This is a genomic window from Streptomyces lydicus (genome assembly GCF_000717345.1).
GTDB classification, from domain to species: domain Bacteria; phylum Actinomycetota; class Actinomycetes; order Streptomycetales; family Streptomycetaceae; genus Streptomyces; species Streptomyces lydicus.
The window spans coordinates 241601-261589 of record NZ_JNZA01000014.1 but is presented as its reverse complement, the minus strand read 5'-3'; the positions used below and the strand labels follow the sequence as shown (position 1 = coordinate 261589).

15 protein-coding genes, 1 tRNA gene and 1 riboswitch are annotated in these 19989 nt (G+C 73.6%); of the genes, 8 read left to right on the top strand and 8 right to left on the bottom strand.

Annotated elements, in window-relative coordinates:
- Positions 1-533 precede the first annotated feature (533 nt).
- Both OO62_RS16285 and lhgO read left to right on the top strand, forming a co-directional pair.
- Positions 534-1982 carry an NsdA family TPR-like regulatory protein gene (locus OO62_RS16285; protein WP_006604728.1) on the top strand — a complete coding sequence of 483 codons (1449 nt, stop codon included), beginning with the start codon at positions 534-536 and terminating at the stop codon, positions 1980-1982.
- A gap of 177 nt (positions 1983-2159) precedes the next feature.
- Positions 2160-3380, top strand: coding sequence for an L-2-hydroxyglutarate oxidase (lhgO, locus tag OO62_RS16280; protein ID WP_033268097.1), 1221 nt, complete (start codon positions 2160-2162; stop codon positions 3378-3380).
- 97 nt (positions 3381-3477) lie between these two features.
- Here the strand turns inward: lhgO and OO62_RS16275 are convergent, their stop codons facing one another.
- The gene (locus OO62_RS16275) at positions 3478-5058 is read right to left on the bottom strand and encodes an outer membrane protein assembly factor BamB family protein (protein WP_099869786.1); all 1581 of its coding nucleotides are present in this window, start codon (positions 5056-5058) and stop codon (positions 3478-3480) included.
- A gap of 335 nt (positions 5059-5393) precedes the next feature.
- On the opposite strand from OO62_RS16275, the gene trmB reads away from it, so the two are divergent.
- From trmB to OO62_RS16255, 4 genes are all read left to right on the top strand, one after another.
- Positions 5394-6245 (top strand): tRNA (guanosine(46)-N7)-methyltransferase TrmB, encoded by an 852-nt coding sequence (gene trmB / locus OO62_RS16270; protein WP_033268095.1) that lies wholly within the window; start codon positions 5394-5396, stop codon positions 6243-6245.
- A 35-nt stretch (positions 6246-6280) separates the two neighbouring features.
- The gene (locus OO62_RS16265) at positions 6281-7657 is read left to right on the top strand and encodes a PrsW family intramembrane metalloprotease (RefSeq protein ID WP_033268094.1); all 1377 of its coding nucleotides are present in this window, start codon (positions 6281-6283) and stop codon (positions 7655-7657) included.
- Positions 7658-7771: 114 nt separating this feature from the next.
- Positions 7772-8158 (top strand): very short patch repair endonuclease, encoded by a 387-nt coding sequence (locus OO62_RS16260; RefSeq protein WP_033268093.1) that lies wholly within the window; start codon positions 7772-7774, stop codon positions 8156-8158.
- Positions 8159-8268: 110 nt separating this feature from the next.
- On the top strand, positions 8269-8574 hold the full coding sequence (locus OO62_RS16255) for a hypothetical protein (RefSeq protein WP_033268092.1): 306 nt from the start codon (positions 8269-8271) through the stop codon (positions 8572-8574).
- A 132-nt stretch (positions 8575-8706) separates the two neighbouring features.
- Here OO62_RS16255 and OO62_RS16250 read toward each other — a convergent pair whose 3' ends face one another.
- Entirely contained in the window at positions 8707-9666 is a 960-nt protein-coding gene (locus OO62_RS16250) for an aldo/keto reductase (RefSeq protein ID WP_033268091.1), read from the bottom strand.
- 97 nt (positions 9667-9763) lie between these two features.
- A complete protein-coding gene (locus OO62_RS16245; RefSeq protein WP_033268090.1) occupies positions 9764-10918 on the bottom strand; it encodes a M23 family metallopeptidase in 1155 nt (384 codons plus the stop codon).
- 11 nt (positions 10919-10929) lie between these two features.
- Positions 10930-11075: riboswitch (cyclic di-AMP (ydaO/yuaA leader) on the bottom strand.
- 527 nt (positions 11076-11602) lie between these two features.
- Between OO62_RS16245 and OO62_RS16240 the strand changes: the two genes are divergently transcribed.
- A complete protein-coding gene (locus OO62_RS16240) occupies positions 11603-12628 on the top strand; it encodes a DUF2332 domain-containing protein (RefSeq protein ID WP_033268089.1) in 1026 nt (341 codons plus the stop codon).
- A gap of 63 nt (positions 12629-12691) precedes the next feature.
- Here OO62_RS16240 and OO62_RS16235 read toward each other — a convergent pair whose 3' ends face one another.
- From OO62_RS16235 to OO62_RS16215, 5 genes are all read right to left on the bottom strand, one after another.
- A complete protein-coding gene (locus OO62_RS16235) occupies positions 12692-13774 on the bottom strand; it encodes a PP2C family protein-serine/threonine phosphatase (protein WP_033268088.1) in 1083 nt (360 codons plus the stop codon).
- Positions 13775-14244: 470 nt separating this feature from the next.
- A tRNA-Lys gene (locus tag OO62_RS16230) sits at positions 14245-14317 on the bottom strand.
- A gap of 244 nt (positions 14318-14561) precedes the next feature.
- Positions 14562-16766 (bottom strand): DEAD/DEAH box helicase, encoded by a 2205-nt coding sequence (locus OO62_RS16225; RefSeq protein WP_033268087.1) that lies wholly within the window; start codon positions 16764-16766, stop codon positions 14562-14564.
- A 238-nt stretch (positions 16767-17004) separates the two neighbouring features.
- Positions 17005-17613, bottom strand: a complete 609-nt coding sequence (locus OO62_RS16220) for a hypothetical protein (RefSeq protein ID WP_228332475.1) — start codon at positions 17611-17613, stop codon at positions 17005-17007.
- A gap of 215 nt (positions 17614-17828) precedes the next feature.
- On the bottom strand, positions 17829-18179 hold the full coding sequence (locus OO62_RS16215) for a metallopeptidase family protein (RefSeq protein WP_033268085.1): 351 nt from the start codon (positions 18177-18179) through the stop codon (positions 17829-17831).
- A gap of 120 nt (positions 18180-18299) precedes the next feature.
- Between OO62_RS16215 and OO62_RS16210 the strand changes: the two genes are divergently transcribed.
- Positions 18300-19973 carry a metallophosphoesterase family protein gene (locus tag OO62_RS16210; protein ID WP_033268084.1) on the top strand — a complete coding sequence of 558 codons (1674 nt, stop codon included), beginning with the start codon at positions 18300-18302 and terminating at the stop codon, positions 19971-19973.
- Positions 19974-19989: the final 16 nt, after the last annotated feature.

The following is a 19989-nucleotide window of genomic DNA, read 5'->3' as shown; positions in this document are numbered from 1 at the left end:
GGCGGGCCCTCGTCCCGTGCCGCGGGCCGGACGCGCCTCAGCCCCGGAAGGCCCCCCGTGTGGCCCCCGGGGCAGCTCCGGCTGCGCGGCGGCGGGAAATCATCACCCATCGATTTTCGGCCAAAGTCCGTGCCCTACAGTCGAGTTGACACATCCGGGCGTCACGTCAACCGGCGGGCACGACCGGTCCGCGACCGGCTCGCGCGACGGTCCGGGAGACGGGCTACGCCTCCCGGACCGGACCGTCACCCGCGGGGAATGAGGTGACGGTGTCCCCCAGCCCACTGGATCCAGTGCAGCGGGCCGACCCACGCAGAAGCCATGGAAGCGCTCCCCGTAGTGAGCGGCCAGCGCGCACGGACGGGCGCACGGGCACACGTACCCGGAGCACATGCCAACCCCCGCACCCCTGTTTGAACATGAATCCCGCCATCCGGGACACCGACCCTTAACGGTCGGGATCCGGCGAACTACTCTGGGTGGACGCATGCCCCGGGGTAGCGGGGCGGCTGTCGCTGTGTCGAGGGGTGCGCATGTCCAGGGATATACGCGGGCCGAACGAGAAGCTCGGCACCGTACTCGCCCTCGCGGGTATCAGCAATGCCGGACTGGCACGCCGGGTCAACGACCTCGGTGCGCAGCGCGGCCTGACGCTTCGCTATGACAAGACGTCGGTGGCGCGCTGGGTCTCCAAGGGCATGGTGCCCCAGGGCGCCGCGCCCCATCTGATCGCGTCCGCGATCGGCAGCAAACTGGGCCGGCCGGTGCCGCTGCACGAGATCGGGCTGGCCGACGCGGACCCGGCACCCGAGGTCGGCCTGGCGTTTCCCCGCGATGTGGGGGCCGCGGTGCGCTCGGCGACCGAGTTGTACCGGCTCGATCTGGCCGGACGGCGGGCCGGCGGGGGCGGCATCTGGCAGAGCCTGGCCGGATCCTTCGCCGTCAGCGCGTACGCCACTCCAGCCTCGCGCTGGCTGATATCCCCGGCCGACAGCTCGGTGGCGCGGGAGGCGGCCGAGGCCCGCGACAAGGACGCCGCGGCGGCCGGCGACGCCGGGATCCCGCAGCACGTCGGGCACAGCGACGTGAGCAAGCTGCGCGAGGCCGCGGAGGACGCCCGCCGATGGGACTCCAAGTACGGCGGCGGGGACTGGCGTTCATCGATGGTGCCGGAGTGCCTGCGGGTGGACGCGGCGCCGTTACTTCTCGCCTCGTACAGCGACGAGGTGGGGCGGGCGCTCTTCGGGGCGACGTCCGAACTCACCCGGCTGGCCGGGTGGATGGCCTTCGACACCGGCCAGCAGGAGGCGGCCCAGCGGTACTACATCCAGGCGCTGCGGCTCGCCCGTGCGGCCGCCGACGTCCCCCTGGGCGGGTACGTCCTCGCCTCGATGTCCCTCCAGGCCACCTACCGCGGCTTCGCCGACGAGGGCGTCGACCTCGCGCAGGCCGCCCTGGAGCGCAACCGCGGTCTCGCCACCGCCCGCACGATGAGCTTCTTCCGCCTGGTGGAGGCGCGGGCACAGGCCAAGGCCGGCGAGGCACGCGCCTGCGAGGTGGCGCTGAAGGCGTCCGAGGGCTGGCTGGAGCGCTCGCGCAGCGGCGATCCGGACCCGTCATGGCTGGACTTCTACTCCTACGAGCGGTTCGCCGCCGACGCCGCCGAGTGCTACCGGGACCTGCGGCTGCCGCGCCAGGTCCGCCGCTTCACCGAGCAGGCGCTGTCCCGCCCGACGGAGGAGTTCGTACGGTCCCACGGGCTGCGCCTGGTGGTGTCCGCGGTGGCCGAACTGGAGTCCGGCAATCTGGACGCGGCCTGCGCGGCGGGCACCCGCGCGGTCGAGGTGGCCGGCCGCATCTCCTCGGCCCGTACGACGGAGTACGTCCGCGATCTGCTGCACCGCCTGGAGCCGTACGGCGACGAGCCCCGGGTCGTGGAGCTGCGGGAGCGGGCGAGACCCTTGCTGGCGGCGCCGGCGTAGGGGCGCGGGGGCCGGGGGCGGCCGGGGCGGAGCCAAGGCCGCCCGGGCCACCTTGTCGTGCCGCCCTCGCCGGATTGTCAGTGCCGGCCGTCATGATGGGATACGTCGTCGGGATTCGGGATGATGCGCAGGTCCGCGCGACGGTCGGGCCTGCGGTCATGCGGTTGGGGAGGTGCAGTGGCGGCGTACGACTGCGACGTTCTGGTGATCGGTGCCGGCATCGTCGGGCTCTCCACGGCCCATGCGATCACGCGTGCCGCGCCGGGGACCCGCGTCGTGGTCCTGGAGAAGGAGTCCGGTCCGGCCCGCCATCAGACCGGGCGCAACAGCGGCGTGATCCACAGCGGCATCTACTACCCGCCCGGCTCGCTCAAGGCCCGCTTCGCCCTCCAGGGCTCGGCGGAAATGGTGAAGTTCTGCACCGAGCACGACATTCCCCATGAGGTCACCGGCAAGCTGATCGTCGCCACCGACCGCAGTGAGCTGCCGCGGCTGCACGGACTGATCCAGCGCGGCCGCGAGCACGGCCTGCCGGTCCGCGAGCTCGGCCCGGCCCAGATAGCCGAGTACGAACCCGAGGTGCGCGGCCTGGCCGCCATCCATGTCGGCACGACCGGCATCTGCGACTTCACCGCGGTCGCCCGCCAGTACGCCCGCCTCGCGCAGGACGCCGGCGCCCGGATCGTCCACGACGCCGAGGTGACCACGATCGGCCGCCGCCCCGGCCGGGTCGCGGTCCGTACCGCCGACGGCACGGTCCACCGCGCCCGCGCCCTGGTCAACTGCGCCGGCCTGCACTGCGACCGGATCGCCCGGCTGGCCGGCGACGCGCCGGGCATGCGCATCGTCCCGTTCCGCGGCGAGTACTTCACCCTCACCCCGGAGCGCGCCTCCCTCGTCCGCGGCCTGGTCTACCCGGTCCCCGACCCGGCCTTCCCGTTCCTCGGCGTCCATCTGACCCGCGGCATCGACGGCGCCGTCCACATCGGCCCCAACGCCGTCCCCGCGCTGGCCCGCGAGGGCTACGACTGGCGCACGGTCCACCCCGCCGAGCTGGCCGGCACCCTGGCCTACCCCGGCTCGTGGCGGATAGCCCGCCGCCACTGGCGCTACGGCGCCGGCGAACTCCACCGCTCCCTGTCCCGGCGGGCCTTCGCCGACGCGGTCCGCCGCCTCCTGCCCGCCGCCCGCGAGGAGGACCTCGTCCCCGCCCCGGCCGGTGTCCGCGCCCAGGCCGTCCTGCCCGACGGCACCCTCGTCGACGACTTCCTGATCGCCGACTCCCCCGGCATGATCCACGTCCTCAACGCCCCGTCCCCCGCAGCCACGGCCTCCCTGCCGATCGGCCGCGAGGTGGCCCGCAGGGTGCTCGGCATCCTGGGCCCGGGCCGCGCATGACCTCACGCGCCGGGGCCCTCACACGGGTGTGAGGGCCCCGGGACGGCGCCTGAAGGGGTCACCCCCCGGACGGCACGAACAGCCGTCGGCGCGGACGTCAGCCGACCGGCGCCTTGAATGCCTGCACGCTCGGCCGGTCGTCGCTCAGCCGCTCACCCTGGACGTAGAGGACGTTGTCGTTGCCGTTCCAGGCGAGCGACATGGCGTCGGGGGCGGGCAGGGAGTGCTGGGGGTCGTAGACCGCGCCCTTCACCTTCTCCTTGCCGTCCCGCACGCCGATCGAGAGCAGCAGCGGGTCGCGGGCGCTGGCGCCGCTGTCGGGGGAGTTGGTGACCGCGATCAGGCCGTCGGAGTCCACGCCGGCCGTGGCCACCGAGCCGCGCTTCTTCCACAGCAGCTTGCCGGTCCGCAGGTCCACGGCCGCCAGGCCCTTGTTGGCGCCGTACTGGGCCACCAGCACCTGCTCGTCCTCGTCGACGTAGGTGCTCCGCGAATCGAAGTCCAGGTCCTTCAGCTCCCCGTCGAGCTTGAACGAGTGATCCGGCCGCCCCTCCTTCGTATAGGTCTGGAGGAAGCGGCCGGGGTCGACCGAGCTGCCGTCCTGCATGACGAGCGTCAGCGGCAGGTCCGAGAGGATCTGCTCGATGGGGCGCTTCTCGCCCGTGACCTTGGAATGGATGCCGGGGTACTCCAGGTCCTGGAGCGCCAGCTGCGCCTTCGGCTTCTCGTCGGGGCAGTTGCTCATCACGGCCAGGTACTGGGGGCTCAGACCGACCGAGTTGGTGCACAGGTGCCCGCGCGACGTCAGCCGCCAGGCGGTGGCGCCGCCGGAGACGGAGAAGCCCGCGTAGGTCGTCCCGATCGTGACGGCGACGACCTTCTGGTTCACCACGACCCGCGGCCGGTGCTCGGCACCGCTGTCGTCCTGGAGGTTCTTCGACCAGAGCGTGCGGCCCGTGTCGGTGTCGACGACGGAGAGGTAGGAGCAGTCGTCGCCGCCCGCGTCGAAGACCACGGCGCCCACGCCGTCCTGACTGGGCTGCTTGGACATCGCGCAGACCTCGCCCGCGCCCTTGGGTGTCCTGACCGTCCACTTCTTCTTGCCGGTCTTGCGGTCGTAGGCCCGTACGCCCTCGCCGTCGCCGTAGATGACGTCGTCGTTGTTGAACCACATCGAGCGCAGACCGTTCTCGTCCTGGCCCTCGCGCTGGGACAGCGGTGACGGCGCCTCCCACAGACGCGGCATGGCGTTCGCGGGCCGGTCGGCGGCCGGGGCGGACGAGTCGTCGCCGGTGAGGACGAAGTACCCGCCCACACCGGTCGCGATCAGCACGACCAGCACGATCACGAGGATGAGCGGCACCGGAAGTCCGCCGCGTGCCGAGCCGGCGGGCTGCCCGGGGCCTCCGGCGTACGGGGGCACCACGGGTCCGCCGGGGAACGGCGGCTGCCCGGGGACCTGACCCGGCGCAGGGGCCTGCTGCTGGCCGAACGGCGGAGGCTGCTGGCCGAAGGCCGGGGGCTGCTGGCCGTAGGGCGGAGGCTGCTGGCCTCCCTGCGGTGCGGCGGGGTGGGCGTACCCCTGCTGGGGCGGCTGCTGCGGCCGGCCGCCGGGGGGCGGGTACGGTGCCGCGCCGGGCCCGGGCTGGGGGTGCTGCGGCGGAGCGGGCGGCGGCACGGCCTGCCCCGGGACCGTCGGGCCTCCGGGCGGCGGCACGGCGTGCCCCGGCGCAGGCGGGCCGCTGGGCGGCACCCCCGCGTCTCCCGGACCGACCGGCTGCGGCCCCTGCGGGTTCCCGGCGCTTCCCTCGCCACCCTGCGACACGATGAAACAGACCCCCTGGTTTGGTGTAGCCATGTCAAACCCGCATCGTATGCAGGCGGCTACACACCGCGCCAACCGAGCCTCCGAGCAGGGCTGACCGCGCCACCCCCCGGGCGCGGCCCGAGGTCCCGCGGGCCTCTCGCCGGTCCACGCGGCCCGGACCGCCGCCCCCGTAGAATCGACGCACTGTGTCCGAGAACTCCACCACCCCCGCCACCGCCACCGCGGAACCAGACGCTCCGGAAGCCGTCGCCTCGGTGGCTGCCCAGCCCGCCGACTCGTCCCAGCGGCGCGGCGGGCCCATGTTCCCCGACGGAACGGGGCCCGCGGCCGACCCTGCCGGGTCGCACCACGAGCGGCGGATCCGGTCCTTCCAGCCCCGCCGCAGCCGGGTCTCGCCCAGCCAGGCCGACGCCCTGCGGCGGCTCTGGCCGACGTGGGGGCGGGACATCGACGGGCTGTCCCGCATCGACCTCGACGCGTTCTTCGACGGGCTGCCGGTCGTCCTGGAGATCGGCTTCGGCATGGGCGAGGCCACCGCGCAGATGGCGGCGGCCGATCCGGCCACCGGCATCCTGGCCTGCGACGTCCACACCCCGGGCCAGGGCAATCTGCTCGGTCTCGCGGAGCGGAACGGCCTGTCCAACGTCCGGGTGGTCAACGGCGACGCGATCATCCTGCTGCGCGAGATGCTCGCTCCCGCGTCCCTGGCCGGCCTGCGCGTCTTCTTCCCGGACCCGTGGCCCAAGAAGCGGCACCACAAGCGGCGCCTCATCCAGCCGGAGTTCCTCACGCTGGCGACCAGCCGGCTCGCGCCCGGCGCGCTCGTCCACTGCGCGACCGACTGGGAGCCGTACGCCGAGCAGATGCTGGAGGTTCTCTCCGCCGAGCCGACCCTGGAGAACCTCCACTCCGGCTACGCGCCGCGTCCGGACTTCCGGCCCCTGACCAAGTTCGAGGGCCAGGGTCTGGAGAAGGGGCATGTCGTGCATGACCTGCTCTTCCGCCGCCGCGAGGAGCCGGGCGCCCCGGCCGCGTGACGCCCGGGGTGCCGGGGCCTCGTTAGGGTCGAGGGGTGTACCCGTCCGACCCGTCCCCGCACCCCTCCGCGCCCGCCCCTCCCCCGTACACACCCCCCGCGGACGCAGTCCCCCCGTACGGGCACGACGCCCACGGCACCTGCTGCCGCGGGCCTGAGCACGCCGCCGACCAGGGAATCTGCGCCCGCCGCCGGCACGCCGCCTCCCGGCGCCGTACGCTCCCCTGGCACAGCAGGACGGTCCGCGCCGTCGCGCTGATAAGCCTGCTGGCGCTCTCCGGCGTCGTCCTCATCGGCCTGATGCGCCGGGAGACCGGCACCGAGGGGCTCCTCGTCGGGCTCGGCCTGGCGGTCTTCCCGTTGCCGCTGCTCATCGCCGCGTTCTGCTGGCTGGACCGCATCGAGCCCGAGCCCTGGCGCAACCTCGCGTTCGCCTTCACCTGGGGCGCCTGTGCCGCGACCCTGGTCGCGCTGCTGGCCAACGGCTTCGCCACCGACTGGCTGGCCGCCAACATCGCCTCGCGCTCCCCCTCGGAGGCCGAGGCGTGGGGCGCGACCGCGATCGCCCCGGTCGTCGAGGAGACGGTCAAGGCCGCCGCCGTCCTGCTCCTCTACCGCTTCCGCCGGCGCGACTTCGACGGCATCACGGATGGCATCGTGGTCGCCGGGATCACCGCCACCGGTTTCGCCTTCACCGAGAACATCCTCTATCTGGGCAACGCCTTCGGCGAGGACCAGTCCCTGGGCCACTCCGGCCTGGACTCGCGCACCGCGGGCACCTTCTTCGTCCGCATCGTCGTGTCCCCCTTCGCGCACCCGCTCTTCACGATCCTCACCGGCCTCGCGATCGGCATCGTCGCCACCCGCTACCCGCGCCGCCGCCGCGCCCGGCTCGCCCTGGCCGCCCTGGGCCTGCTGACGGCGATCCTCCTGCACGCCATCTGGAACGCCGCCTCCTCCCTCGGCGACCCCGGCTTCCTCCTCGTCTACGGCCTCTTCATGGTCCCCGTCCTGCTCACCCTGACCTGGCTGGCGATCTGGGCCCGCAACCAGGAGCTCCTCTCCGTACGCGGCTACCTCGCCCCGTACGTCGCCACCGGCTGGCTCCACCCCACCGAGCCCACCGCGCTGTCCTCCCTCAAGACCCGCGCCCTGGCCCGCGACATGGCCCACCGCGCCCAGGGCCCCACCGCCGCCCGCGCCGTCGCCGAATACTCCGCCCTCGCCACCACCCTCTCCTTCCACCGCCGCCGCGCCCACCTCACCGGCCCCACCCCGGACTTCGCCACCCGAGAGCACCACCTGCTCCAACACCTGCGGCACTACCAGGCATGGGGCCGACCGGCGTTGGAGCGGGCGTTGGAGGCGGACGGCCAGACATCCGGGACGTCGGCGCCGCCTCCTCCGGCGTAAGGCGCCGGCAGCACGGCGCCTCGACCGGCTCGGCATGCCCTGACACCCCGCGAGGCCCTCCGGCACAATGGGTACGTGCCTGTCACACCCTCGTCCCCCGGTGTCTCCGCCCGTATGAGCGTCCAGGCCCGTCGGGACACCGTCCCCGAAGTGGCTGTCCGGCGCCTCCTGTACGCCTCAGGGCACCGCTACCGACTCCAGCGCCGCGTCCCCGGTTTCGCCCGCCGCACCATCGACATCGCCTTCCCGGGCCCCAAGGTCGCGGTCTTCCTCGACGGCTGCTTCTGGCACGGCTGCCCCGAACACGCCACCCGTCCCAAGGCCAATGCCGACTGGTGGCGCGCGAAGCTCGACGGCAACATCGCCCGCGACCGGGAGACGACCGCACACCTCGTGGAGCTCGGTTGGACGGTGCTGCGCTTCTGGGAGCACGAGGACCCGGTGGCCGTGGCGGACCGCATCGCGACGGTCGTCTCCTCCACCGCACGCCGCCGCCGCTGAGAACCTCACCTTCCGCCAGGACGACTCCGGCTCGCGGCCGTCGGCCGCGCCGACACCCGTGCCGAAAGCGTAGCCTCGGGGCAGTTGTCTCAGATGCGGAGGTTTCACTGATGGCCGGCGTACCGACAAGTGTGGTGGCGGCGACGGGGTTGCTGGGGGGCTACGGCGTGGCTCGTTGGACCAAGAAGCGGCCGTTGGGTGGGGTGGCGCTGGCGGCGGCGGGGGCTGTGGCGGCCAAGGGGTGGCAGAAGAAGGCCGGTACGAAGACGGCGGCGGCGTTGAGCGGGGTGTATGTGGCGGCGTTCGCGGGGTCGCATCCGCTGGCGAAGAAGATCGGGGCCTGGCCCTCGGTGTTCGCGGTGGCGAGCGGGGTCGCGCTGGCGTCCTGGGCGGCGGCTGATCGTCGGGGGAAGTGAGCCCGGCAGCGGTCCGAACGGCGGCTGGTCGTCGGCGGCCGGGGAAGTGAGGCCGGCTGCGGTCCGCGGCATTTGGTGCAGTAGGGCGGGGCACCCTCAGGGGTGCCCCGCCCTGTTGGTGTGCGGGTGCGGTCAGGCCGATGCCTCGGTCAGGAGGGCCAGTTCGGCGTCCGTGAGGGTCAGGTCGCCGAGGGCCAGGAGGGCCGGGAGCTGCGCCGTCGTGCGGGCGCTGGCGATGGGGGCGGCGACCGTGGGCCGGGCGGCCAGCCAGGCAAGGGCCACGGTGGCCGGCTCGGCCCCGTGGGCGGTGGCGACGGTGTCGAGGGCCTGGAGCACCCGGCGGCCGCGCTCGGTTTCCAGGTGCTTGGCGGCGGCCCCGGAGCGGACGCTGTCGACCGTGCTGTCCGGGCGGTACTTGCCGGTCAGGAAACCGGACGCGAGGGCGTAGTACGGCACCGCCACGACGCCGTGACGGGCGGCGACATCGGCGAGTTCGCCCTCGTAGGTGTCGCGGGAGACCAGGTTGTAGTGCGGCTGGAGGGCGACGTAGCGGGCCACGCCCTCGCGGGCGGAGAAGGCCAGCGACTCCTCCAGGCGCTGCGCGGAGATGTTGGAGGCGGCGATCTCGCGGACCTTGCCCGCCTTCACGAGGTCGTCGAGGGCGGTGAGGAACTCCGAGACCTCGACCGACTCGTCGTCGTAGTGGGTGTAGTAGAGGTCGATGTAGTCGGTGCGGAGGCGGGTGAGGGACTCGTCGACCGCGGACTTGATGGTGGCGGCGCTCAGACCCTTGTAGTCGGGGTGGGCACCGACCTTGGTGGCGATGACGACGTCGGCCCGGTTGCCCCGCGAGGCCAGCCAGTTGCCGATGACGGTCTCGGATTCGCCGCCCTTGTTGCCCGGGACCCAGGCCGAGTAGACGTCCGCGGTGTCGATGAAGTTGCCGCCGCCGGCGACGTACGCATCGAGCACGGCGAAGGACTCCGCCTCGTCAGCCGACCAGCCGAAGACGTTGCCCCCGAGGCAGAGCGGGGAGACGGAGAGCGAGCCGAGGGCGCGGTGGCCTTGTGGGGTGTGGTGTGTCGCGGTCATGCGTAGATGCAGCGTTGGGGGAGGGCGGGTTATTCCCCGGAGGGGTTCCCGGGAGCCCTCCCCCAGGCGGCGCGGCAGTTGCCCGTGCGCCGGTGTCTCAGACGTTGACGCCGTGGTCGCGCAGCCACGGCATCGGGTCTATCGGGGAGCCGGCGTCCGGGCGTACCTCCAGGTGGAGGTGGGGGCCGGTGACGTTGCCGGTGGCGCCGACGCGGCCGATGACGTCGCCGGTGCTGACCTTGCCGGAGGTCTTCACCATCGACGACAGGTGGCAGAACCAGAGCTCGGTGCCGTCGTCGAGGGTCAGGACGATGCGGTAGCCGTACGAGCCGGCCCAGCCGGCCTGGGTGATGGTGCCGGAGTGCACCGCCTTGACGGGCGTGCCGGTCGGCGCGGCGAAGTCCTGTCCGGTGTGGTCCGCCGCCCAGCGGTCGCCGGCCTGGCCGAAGCTGGCGGTGAGCGTGTAGGACGAGACCGGGGCGAGGAAGCTCTTCGCCAGTTCGGCGAGGCGTGCGGCCTCCGCCTTCTGACGGGCCGCCTCCTCGGCCTTCCGCTTGGCCTCCTGCTCCGCCGCCTTCTTGGCGGTCTCGGCCTGCTCCGCGGTCTTCTGGGCGGCCGCGGCCTCCACCGCGGCCTGCTTGACGGCGGCGCCCTCGGCGGCCTCGCGGGCCTCCTCCTCGGCGGCGCCCTGCTGGGCGTCGGCCTGCTGGAGGATGCGGCTGCGCAGCGCCTCGCCGGCGCCGTCGCCCGAACCGGAGGCGTCCGTGTGGGCAGTGCTGCGGCTGAGGGGCCCCGACTCGTCGGCGGCGGAGGGAGCGGCGGCCGACGTGGCGGAGTCGGCAGAGGTGGCGGAATGGCCACCGGAGTCGGATATGAGCGCGTCGACGCCCGGGAGGGACGCCGCGTCCGGCAGGCTGTCGGCGAGGTCGTGCACCATCCCGCCGACGTCCGGCATCGAGATCGGGACCGGCGGGCGGTCCTCGGCGCTGGCCATGCCTCCCGCGCCGACCGCCGCGATGACGCCGACGCCCAGGACCGTGCCGCTGCGGGCGAGTCCGCCGCCGCGCTGCTTGGCCACCCGGTGCTTACCGCGGACGGGCCGGACGGACCCCTCTGTGGGATCCCATTCCTCCCAGGGGCCGTCGCCGTCGAATTCCGCGTCCCCGCCCGCATAACCGGGGCCGGCAAAGGCTCCTCGGTCGTCGAGTTCGTACGCGGACGGAGCCTCAGGGGCAGGCTTGTTGGACGCCACGGAGGCGCACTCCTTTCCTTCCTTCTCGCCTACCGGGTTAGCTGACGGGTTCGGAGCAGGAAGGTCTCCTACGGGCGCCTTCTGGCGGAGGCGTCCGATTCACCCCAAGGTGGTGGTTCCCCGGTTCCCTTGGTGCAGTTCGAGGTGCTGGAAGTGCGTGAAGTGCGCGTGCGGGATTCGGCGTCGGCGCGCGGTGCCGCCACTACGGCGGCTGGGACGACCGCGCTGCGTTATCGGACAGTAATAGAGATCGTGGCTGTTTTCCAAGCCTTCCTGGGAATCCTTATGCGCTGCGCACAACGTTTGGCATGGACTTTTTCGGCCACCGTGGCCGTAATCCGGGCGAGTTGGCCGCCCGTCGCTAAACGATCTCCCGTTGATTGTGCGTCAGTTGTTATGCGGAGGGGTGCCCGCCGATTACGGAACGTGAGAGCGTAACGTCGGATCATGGTCGTCAACGCCGAGAGCACCGGAAACGTCGAGAGCCTCGCGAACGCCGGGCGCCACCGCACCGGAAGCGGAAGCGACGCCGGACGGGGCAGCGGCCCCGGACACGGACATGGCCCAGGACACGGATACGGCCCAGGACACGGCTACGGCCCCGGACACGGACGCGGGCACGGCGGCGGACCCGGCAGCGGTGGAGGGGCCCGCAGCGGTGGTGGGGCCGGCAGCGCGTGGGACGTGGCGCGGCGGTACCAGGAGTTCTCATGGCGGGAGGCCCGCGGACGGTCCGACGCCCACGAGGAGTTGAGCGCGCGCATCGGCGCGGACGCGGAGCTGTGCGATCTGCTGTCGGGCTCACTGCCGGCCGGCACCAAGCAGCAGCCGAACCTCCTGCTCGCCGCCGTCCGCTACCTCGACGGCCCGCACGCGGAGCTGGGTCCACGCGGCGAGTCGGCCTACGGGCGCTGGCGCGAGTGGACGATCCGGCACTGGGACGAGGTGCGCGCGGTGATCATGCAGCGCGCCACCCGGACCAATGAGCCCGGCCGCTGCGCCGCGTTGCTGCCGCTGCTCGCCCGGCTGCCGCAGCCGCTGGCCCTGCTGGAGGTCGGTGCCTCCGCCGGCCTGTGCCTGCACCCCGACCGCTACCGCTACGAGTACGAATACGGCAACGAGAGCGCGTACTGCCACGAGGTGGGCGAGCCCGGGAGCCCGGTGGTCCTCGGGTGCCGTACGGACTGGGCCGCAGGGGAACTTCCCGACCGGCTGCCCGAGGTGGTCTGGCGGGCCGGGATCGATCTCGACCCGCTCGATCCGGTCGGCGAGCCCGCGGACCTGCGGTGGCTGCGGGCGCTGGTCTGGCCGGGCGAGGAGGAGCGTGCGGCACGGCTGTCCGCGGCCGTCGACGCCGTACGGGCGGTGCCGCGGCCGCGGATCGTACGCGGCGATCTGGTCGAGGAGCTGCCGGCGCTGGCTGCCGAGGCGCCGCCCGGGGCGACCCTGGTCATCTTCCACAGCGCGGTGCTGACCTACCTTCCGCCCGCCCGCCGCGAGGAGTTCGCGCATCTCGTGCGGGGACTGCTCGGCGGACGGGCCGGCGGCGGGCACTGGATCGCGAACGAGCACCACTCCGCCCTGCCGTGGATCACCGTGCCGGAACCCCGCTCGCCACAGCCCGACGACACCCTTCAGCTGACCCTCGCCCTGGACGGCCGCCCGGTCGCCCGCACCGGCCCGCACGGGCAGAGCCTGCACCGGCTGTAGGAGGGCCCCGGGGGGCAAGGGAAAGAACGCCGGCCCGCCCACCGCGGCGGCACACCCGCGCCGCTACGCCCCCATCGGCCGCTGCACCGCCAGCAGGGCCATGTCATCCGCCGGCGCCCTGCCCGTATGCCGGCCGACCTCCTCGACGAGCGTGTCCAGGAGGCTGTCCGGCCCGGGGAAACGGCGTCCGCGCAGCCGGGCGGACGCGTCGTAGAAACGGCCGCGGAGGTCGCGCGCCTCGGTCACCCCGTCGGTGAAGAGGAGCAGCAGCGAGCCGGCCGGGAAGAACGTCTCGTCCGCCCGGTCCGGCCAGCTCGCCACCTCGCTCATCCCCAGGGGCAGCGACGGTGACGCGGGGGCCAGCTCGCGCAGCCCGCCGTCCGGGGTGAGCATCAGGGGCGCCGGATGGCCGCGGTTGAGCACCCGCAGCACGGACTGTCCGTCGGACGGGATCTCGGCCAGTACGGCCGTGGTGAACCCCTCGTACTGATCGAGTCCCTCGCGCCGCCCGCCCTCCCGCTGCAACGCCCGCTCCAGCCGGGCCGCCACGCCCTCCAGGCCGGCCTCCTGCTCCGCCGCCTCACGAAAGGCGCCGATGACGACGACCGCGGCCTCCACCGCTTCCAGGCCCTTGCCGCGCACGTCGCCCACGAGCAGCCGGACGCCGTGCGGGGTGTCCTGCACCGCGTAGAGGTCGCCGCCGATCCGGGCGTCCGCCCGCGCGCCGACGTAGCGGGCGGCGACCGCCAGCCCCGCGACCCGCCCGGGCGGCAGCGGCAGCAGGGCGCGCTGGGCAGCCTCCGACACATCCCGTACGGACGCCAGACGGTCATCGCTCAGCCGGACGACCCGGTTGATGCCGAGGGCGAGCAGCGCGACGACGAAGACGGTGGCGACCTCGGTCACCGACTCGTGGTAGTCCAGGGCCGCGCTGCGATAGGCGACCACCCAGATCTCACCGACCATCGCCGCCAGCGCGGTGAGCACGGTGACCCGCAGCGTGCAGAGCGGCGCGGCGACCAGCGGGGCGGCGGAGAAGAAGGGGGCGGCGGTGTAGCTGGGCGGTGTCCCGATGTCGAAGGCGAGGCCGCCGACGATCAGTACGGCGGGCAGCCAGCGGGCCAGGCGCCGTGCCACCGGGGGCATCCGGGCACGGCGCGCCCGTCGCTCCCCGTCGCCCGTAGGGGGCCCCTCGCCGCCTTGCCGCATCCGCTCCGGCCTCTCCCGCTCCACCCGTCGGACGAACACGTCGGCGGACACACACCTCGACGGACACACACCGTCGGCCGACGCGTACCGCCGCCTGCCGCACACCGTCGTGCCGGCCGCACCGACGTCCCCAGGCTTTCGGCTGCCGGATTCCCCGGCGACTCTTCAGGGGCCGGACGGGTCACGACGGAGACGCGCGGGCCGGCAGCCGGGACACGGCCCGGCAGCGGTGGAGACCGCCGCGCCACTCAATTCCCGCGCCCGCCCGGCATCTGACCCGGCGAAGGCCGGGCGTCCGCCGCACGGGCCCGGCGTGCAGCGGCCCGGAACGACGAAGCGCCCCGGCCGGTGCGTACCGGTCGAGGCGCCGCTCCGCAGGCCAAGGATCTGTCCTGCGAAGGATTCGGTGGGCCATCAGGGGCTCGAACCCTGAACCAATGGATTAAAAGTCCACTGCTCTGCCAATTGAGCTAATGGCCCGCACCGAGCAGCATAGCCGGAGGATCGGCCGCAGCCCGAAGGCATTAGGGATCGGGCCGGTCGGAAGGGTCGCGCACGGCCGCCGGCAGGCGTTGCGGCGGGGTTGCGCGCCCCTGCCACTCCGGCTGCCGCCGCCCCCAACGCACAGGGCCCGTACGGCACTTGCGTGCGTACGGGCCCTGGAGTCAGCCCTTCGGATCAGGGCTGCGGATCAGCTTGTGGCTGCCGCGGACGGTGCCGGCGGTCAGCCGTTGCGCTTCCAGCGGGGCTTGTCGTCGCGGCGGCCGTAGGAGCCGGCCGGAGCGCCACGGTGGTCGTCGCGGCGGCCGTACGGGCGGTCGCCGCCACCGGAGCGGTGACCACCGGAGGCCGGACGGCCACCGGAGCGGTCGTCACGGTTGAACGGACGGTCGCCGCCACCGGAGCGGTAGCCACCGGAGGCCGGACGGCCACCGCGGTCGTCACGGTTGAACGGACGGCTGGGGCGGTCACCGCGGTCGCGGTTGAAGCCACCACCGGCACCGCGGTCGTCACGACGGTCACGGTTGAAGCCACCACCGGCACCACGGTCGTCCCGGCGGTCACGGTTGAAACCGCCACCGGCACCACGGTCGTCACGACGGTCACGGCTGAAGCCGCCACGGTCGTCACGACGGTCGCGGTTGAAACCGCCACGGTCGTCACGGCGGTCACGGTTGAAGCCACCGCGGTCGCCACGGTCACCGCGGTCGTCCCGACGGTCGCGGTTGAAGCCACCCCGGTCATCACGGCGGTCACGGTTGAAGCCACCACGGTCGCCACGGTCACGATTGAAGCCACCGCGGTCGCCACGGTCACCGCGGTCGTCGCGGTCGTCGCGGCGGTCCCGGCGCTCGAAGTTGCCCCGGTCGTCACGGCGGTCGTCGGAGGCGGCGGCCTGCGCCGGCACCGAGGCTTCCGCGGCGGTCTCCGCCTCGGTGGCCTCGGCCGCGGCGGCGATCGCCTCGTCCGGGTCCTCGCCGCGCTCGCGGGCGGCGCGGGCGGTCAGCCGGTCGGCCTCCTCGCGCAGCTCGGTGGCGCGGCGCTGCAGCCGCTCCAGCTCACGGGTGAGCTCGGCCACCTCGCGCTCGGCCTGCTTGGCGGCGTTGTTGGCGCCGTCGGCCTGGACCTCGGTGAGCGAACGGGCGCCGGTGATCCGGGCCACGTCCTCATCGAACGCGCCGGAGCCGCCGACGATGTGCCGCGAGGCGTCCACGCCGGCGTCCTCCATCAGGCGGAAGATCTGGCGGCGCTGGTGCGGCAGCGAGAGCGAGACGACGGTGCCGGACTGGCCGGCGCGGGCGGTACGGCCGGAACGGTGCAGGTAGTCCTTGTGGTCACCGGCCGGGTCGACGTTCAGGACCAGGTCGATGCCGTCGACGTGGATACCGCGGGCGGCGACGTCGGTGGCGACCAGCGCGTTGACGTAGCCGTCCTTGAAGTCGGCGAGGACGCGGGTGCGGGCGCCCTGGGTCATGCCGCCGTGCAGCGCGTCGGCCTTCACGCCGGACTCGACCAGCTGCTCGGCGATGCGGTCCGCGCCCAGCTGGGTGCGGACGAAGATGATCGTGCGGCCCTTGCGGGCGGCGATGGCGGCGGTAACCGGCGCCTTGTCCTTCGGCTTCACGACCAGCACGTGGTGGGTCATGGTGGTGACGTTGCCCTGGGCGCTGTCGACCTCGTGGCTGACCGGGTTGGTCAGGTAGCGCTTGACCAGGGTGCCGATCTCGTTCTCCATCGTGGCGGAGAACAGCATCCGCTGACCGCCCGCGGGCACCTGGTCGAGCAGCTCGGTGACCTCGGGCAGGAAGCCCAGGTCGGACATCTGGTCGGCCTCGTCGAGGACCGCGACCTGGACGTCCTCCAGGGAGCAGGCGCCACGGTTGATGATGTCGCGCAGCCGGCCCGGGGTGGCGACGAGGACGTCGACGCCGCGCTCCAGGGCGTAGATCTGGTTGCCCATGGACGTACCGCCGCAGACGACCTTCATCTTGAGGCCGAGGACGTCGCCGTAGGGCTGGAGGGCGTCCGCGACCTGCATCGCGAGCTCACGGGTCGGGGTGAGGATGACCGCGCGCGGCTTCTTCTTGGCGGTGTGGCCGCCGGCGAGGCGGGCCAGGGTCGGCAGACCGAAGGAGAGGGTCTTGCCGGAGCCGGTGCGGCCGCGGCCGAGGATGTCCTTGCCGGCCAGCGCGTCCGGGATGGTCGCGGCCTGGATCGGGAAGGGGGTGGTGACGCCGTTCTGCGCCAGCTTGCGGACGACGCCCTCGGGCAGTCCGAGGTCGGCGAAGGTGACGGTGTCCGTCGTGGCGTCGGTGTCGGCGTCGGCGTCGGACTCGACCGCGGCTGCGGCCGAGGTCACCTCGGCGGCCGTCTGCTCGTCCTGCTCGTCGAATGCGGGCATGACGGACTGCTCAGTGGAAATGGACATGCGAAATGCGAAACCTTCCGGAGTCTCGGCACGCGCCCAAACTCCGTGTGTTTCACAACGACCGCCTCAATGCGGTCAGCCACGGCAAGGGAGAGAACGCGCCACGCGGCGCGCTTCTTTTCTGGCGCCGGGCAAATGGGATCAAACGATCTACCACCATACGCACTCGGCCCCCCGGATGGCAAATGACCTCCCGGCCACCGCGTTCCCACCCCTCCCCGACGAGCGTACGCGCCCTTCAGGCCCCGTTCTCCTCGCCGGGGTACCCGGGCTCCCCCGGCTCCATCAGCGACGCCATCGGCGAGACCGACGACGGCCCGGAGGCATGGGCGCTCGGCGGCGGCGCGGGCGTGCTCGGCGGCGGGGTCGGCGGTTCGGGCGGGGTGCTGGGCGCGGGCGAGGGGGGCGGCGGGGTCGGCCGGTCGGGGTGCGACGGCGAGGGCTTCGCGGTGCCGGGCCCGCCGCCGGAGCCGCCGTGGCCGCCCGCGCCGGGCTCCGGGCCGGACGGCTGCACCGGGCGGGTGGGCGTACCGGGCTCGGACGGCGTGGCCGAGGTCCCGGCGGACGGCGCGTCCTTCTTCCCCTTCCCGCCGGCCGGGTGCGCCCCGCCGTTGCGCCCCAGCCGGTGCGGACCGACGCCGCGGCCGTCCACGGTCACCCCGCCGGGGCCGGGCGCCGCACCCTTCCCGTCGTGCTGTGCGGCACTGCCGGGCCGCTTCGGCTGCGGCGCATCGCTGACGCTCATGCAGCCGGCCAGGGACGCGGCCAGCGCGGAGACGGTGACGGCGACGGTCAGGACCCGGGAGCGCACCGCCCCTGGCGGCGGCTGCGGCGGGGCAGCGGACACCGGGGCAGGGGGTGGCATCGGGGACGAGTGACGACAGGGGCGCGGGCGCACGGCGGGACCTCCGGATCCGGAGCGCAGGGACAGCGGCACGGACGCCTTGCCCAACTCCCGTCCACCGCTTGAGGACACGCGCCCCGCCGGGCCGATCGCGTACGCCGGGCCCGCGGCCCCGCGCGAAAACCCCGCGCCCTCGCCCACCGGCCGCGCGGCGCGCCCTACCCGTAGCCCAGCGCGTGCAGCCGCTCGTCGTCGATGCCGAAGTGGTGCGCGATCTCGTGAACGACCGTCACCTCGGTCTCCGCGACCACGTCCTCGCGCGTGGCGCACATCCGCAACGTCGGCCCCCGGTAGACGGTGATCCGGTCCGGCAGTGCGCCCGCGTACCACTCGCCGCGGTCGGTCAGCGGGGTGCCCTCGTACAGCCCGAGCAGCTCGGGGTCGGCGGCCGGGGGCTCGTCCTCGACGAAGACCGCCACGTTGTCCATCAGCCGGGTCAGCTCCGGTGGGATCCGGTCCAGCGCCTCGGCGACCAGTTCCTCGAACTCCTCGCGCGTCATTTCCAGCACACCACCATTCTCCGCTACCGGGTCCCGGATCCGATGGTCGCGGACCGGCCGCCGCCCCGCAGCGCAACCGGATCCGTTGCCCCCGGCGTAACGACCGCCCCGCCCGGGCATACGCGACCAATGGCCCGCGTCGAGCGCTCCCGGACACCACAGCCCGACATACCGCGAAGCCCCCTGCGCCAGCTGCTCCGTACCCGCCTCGACGGCGTACGCGCGCTGCCCGCGGCCGTCCGCCGCGGCTACCGCGCCCGCCGTACGCCCCCGACCGCCGTCCTCGTCGAACCGCCGCACCCCTGGGTCCGGGCGCTCGGCCTGACGGCCGTCACCCTCCTCGGCGCCTGGCTGGGCCTGCTGCTCCTCGGCACCTTCCGCGCCCCCGTCGGCCCGATGGACACCAGCATGACGCTGCGCCCCTCACTGACCGGCGGCACCAGGATCAACGTCTCGCCGCTCGGCGACCTGGAACTGCGCAGCCATGACGCGCCCGTACGGCTCGACGTGGACGTCGACCGGCTCGATCCGGTCCGCTCCCAGGCCCTGGTCGACCACCCCGAGCGGTTCGCCGGGCTGCAGGACGAGGTCACCCATGACGTCACCCGGGGCGCGCTGGGCCTGGCGCTGCAGTCCTGCGTCGCGGTGGCGTCCGGCGCCACCGCGCTGGGCCTGGCCGTCTACCGCCGCCCGCGCCGCGCGCTGGCCGCCGGCGGCCTGGCGCTCACCCTGCTCGGCGCCTCCGCGACCGCCGCGTACGCCACCTGGAACCCGAAGTCGGTCCTGGAGCCGAAGTTCTCCGGCCTGCTCTCCTCGGCCCCGTCCGTGGTCGGCAACGCCCGCAGCATCGTCAGCGAATTCAACGTCTACCAGAAGGAGTTGGCGCGCCTGGTCACCAACGTCACCAAGCTCTACGACGCCACGTCGACGCTGCCCGCGTACCAGCCCGACCCCACCACCCTGCGCGTCCTGCACGTCTCCGACATCCACCTCAACCCCGGCAGCTGGCGGATCATCGCCTCGCTGGTGAAGCAGTACCGGATCAACGTGATCATCGACACCGGCGACACCATGGACCACGGCTCGGCCGCCGAGAACCACTTCCTGGACCCGGCCTCCACCCTGGGCGCCCCCTACGTCTGGGTGCGCGGCAACCACGACTCGCGCACCACGCAGAAATACCTGACCGGCCGCAGGAACGTCACCGTCCTCGACAACGGCAGGGTCACCCGGGTCGCCGGCGTACGCATCGCGGGCATCGGCGATCCGCAGTTCACCCCGGACCGCTCGGTCGTGGCGGCCGGCGACCCGGCCGAGCGCACCGCCGGCGGGCACCTCGCCGACGTGCTGCGCACCGAGCGGCTGGCCGGGACCCCGGTCGACATCGCGCTGGCCCACAACCCGACCGCCGTGACCGAGACGGACGGCCTGGTCCCGCTGGCCCTGGCCGGCCACATCCACCACCGGGAGAACACCACGCTGCCCCGGGGCACCCGGCTGATGGTCGAGGGCTCGACCGGCGGCGGCGGGCTGCGCGCGGTGCAGAACAAGAAGCCCGCGCCGGTCCAGGCTTCGGTGCTCTATCTGGACCGCGCGACCAAGCGGCTGCAGGCGTGGGACGAGATCACCCTCGGCGGGCTGGGGCTCTCCCGGGCGGAGGTCAGCCGCCACCTCCCCCGCGAGAACCAGCCCGGCGCCACGCCGGCGCCGTCCCGTCCGCGTCACCCGTCCGCGCCGCCCTCCGGCCCCTCGTCCGGCGCGGTTTCGCCGCCTGCCAGGAGCCCTTCCGGCAGCCCCGGGTAAACCGTTTTGGCGAACG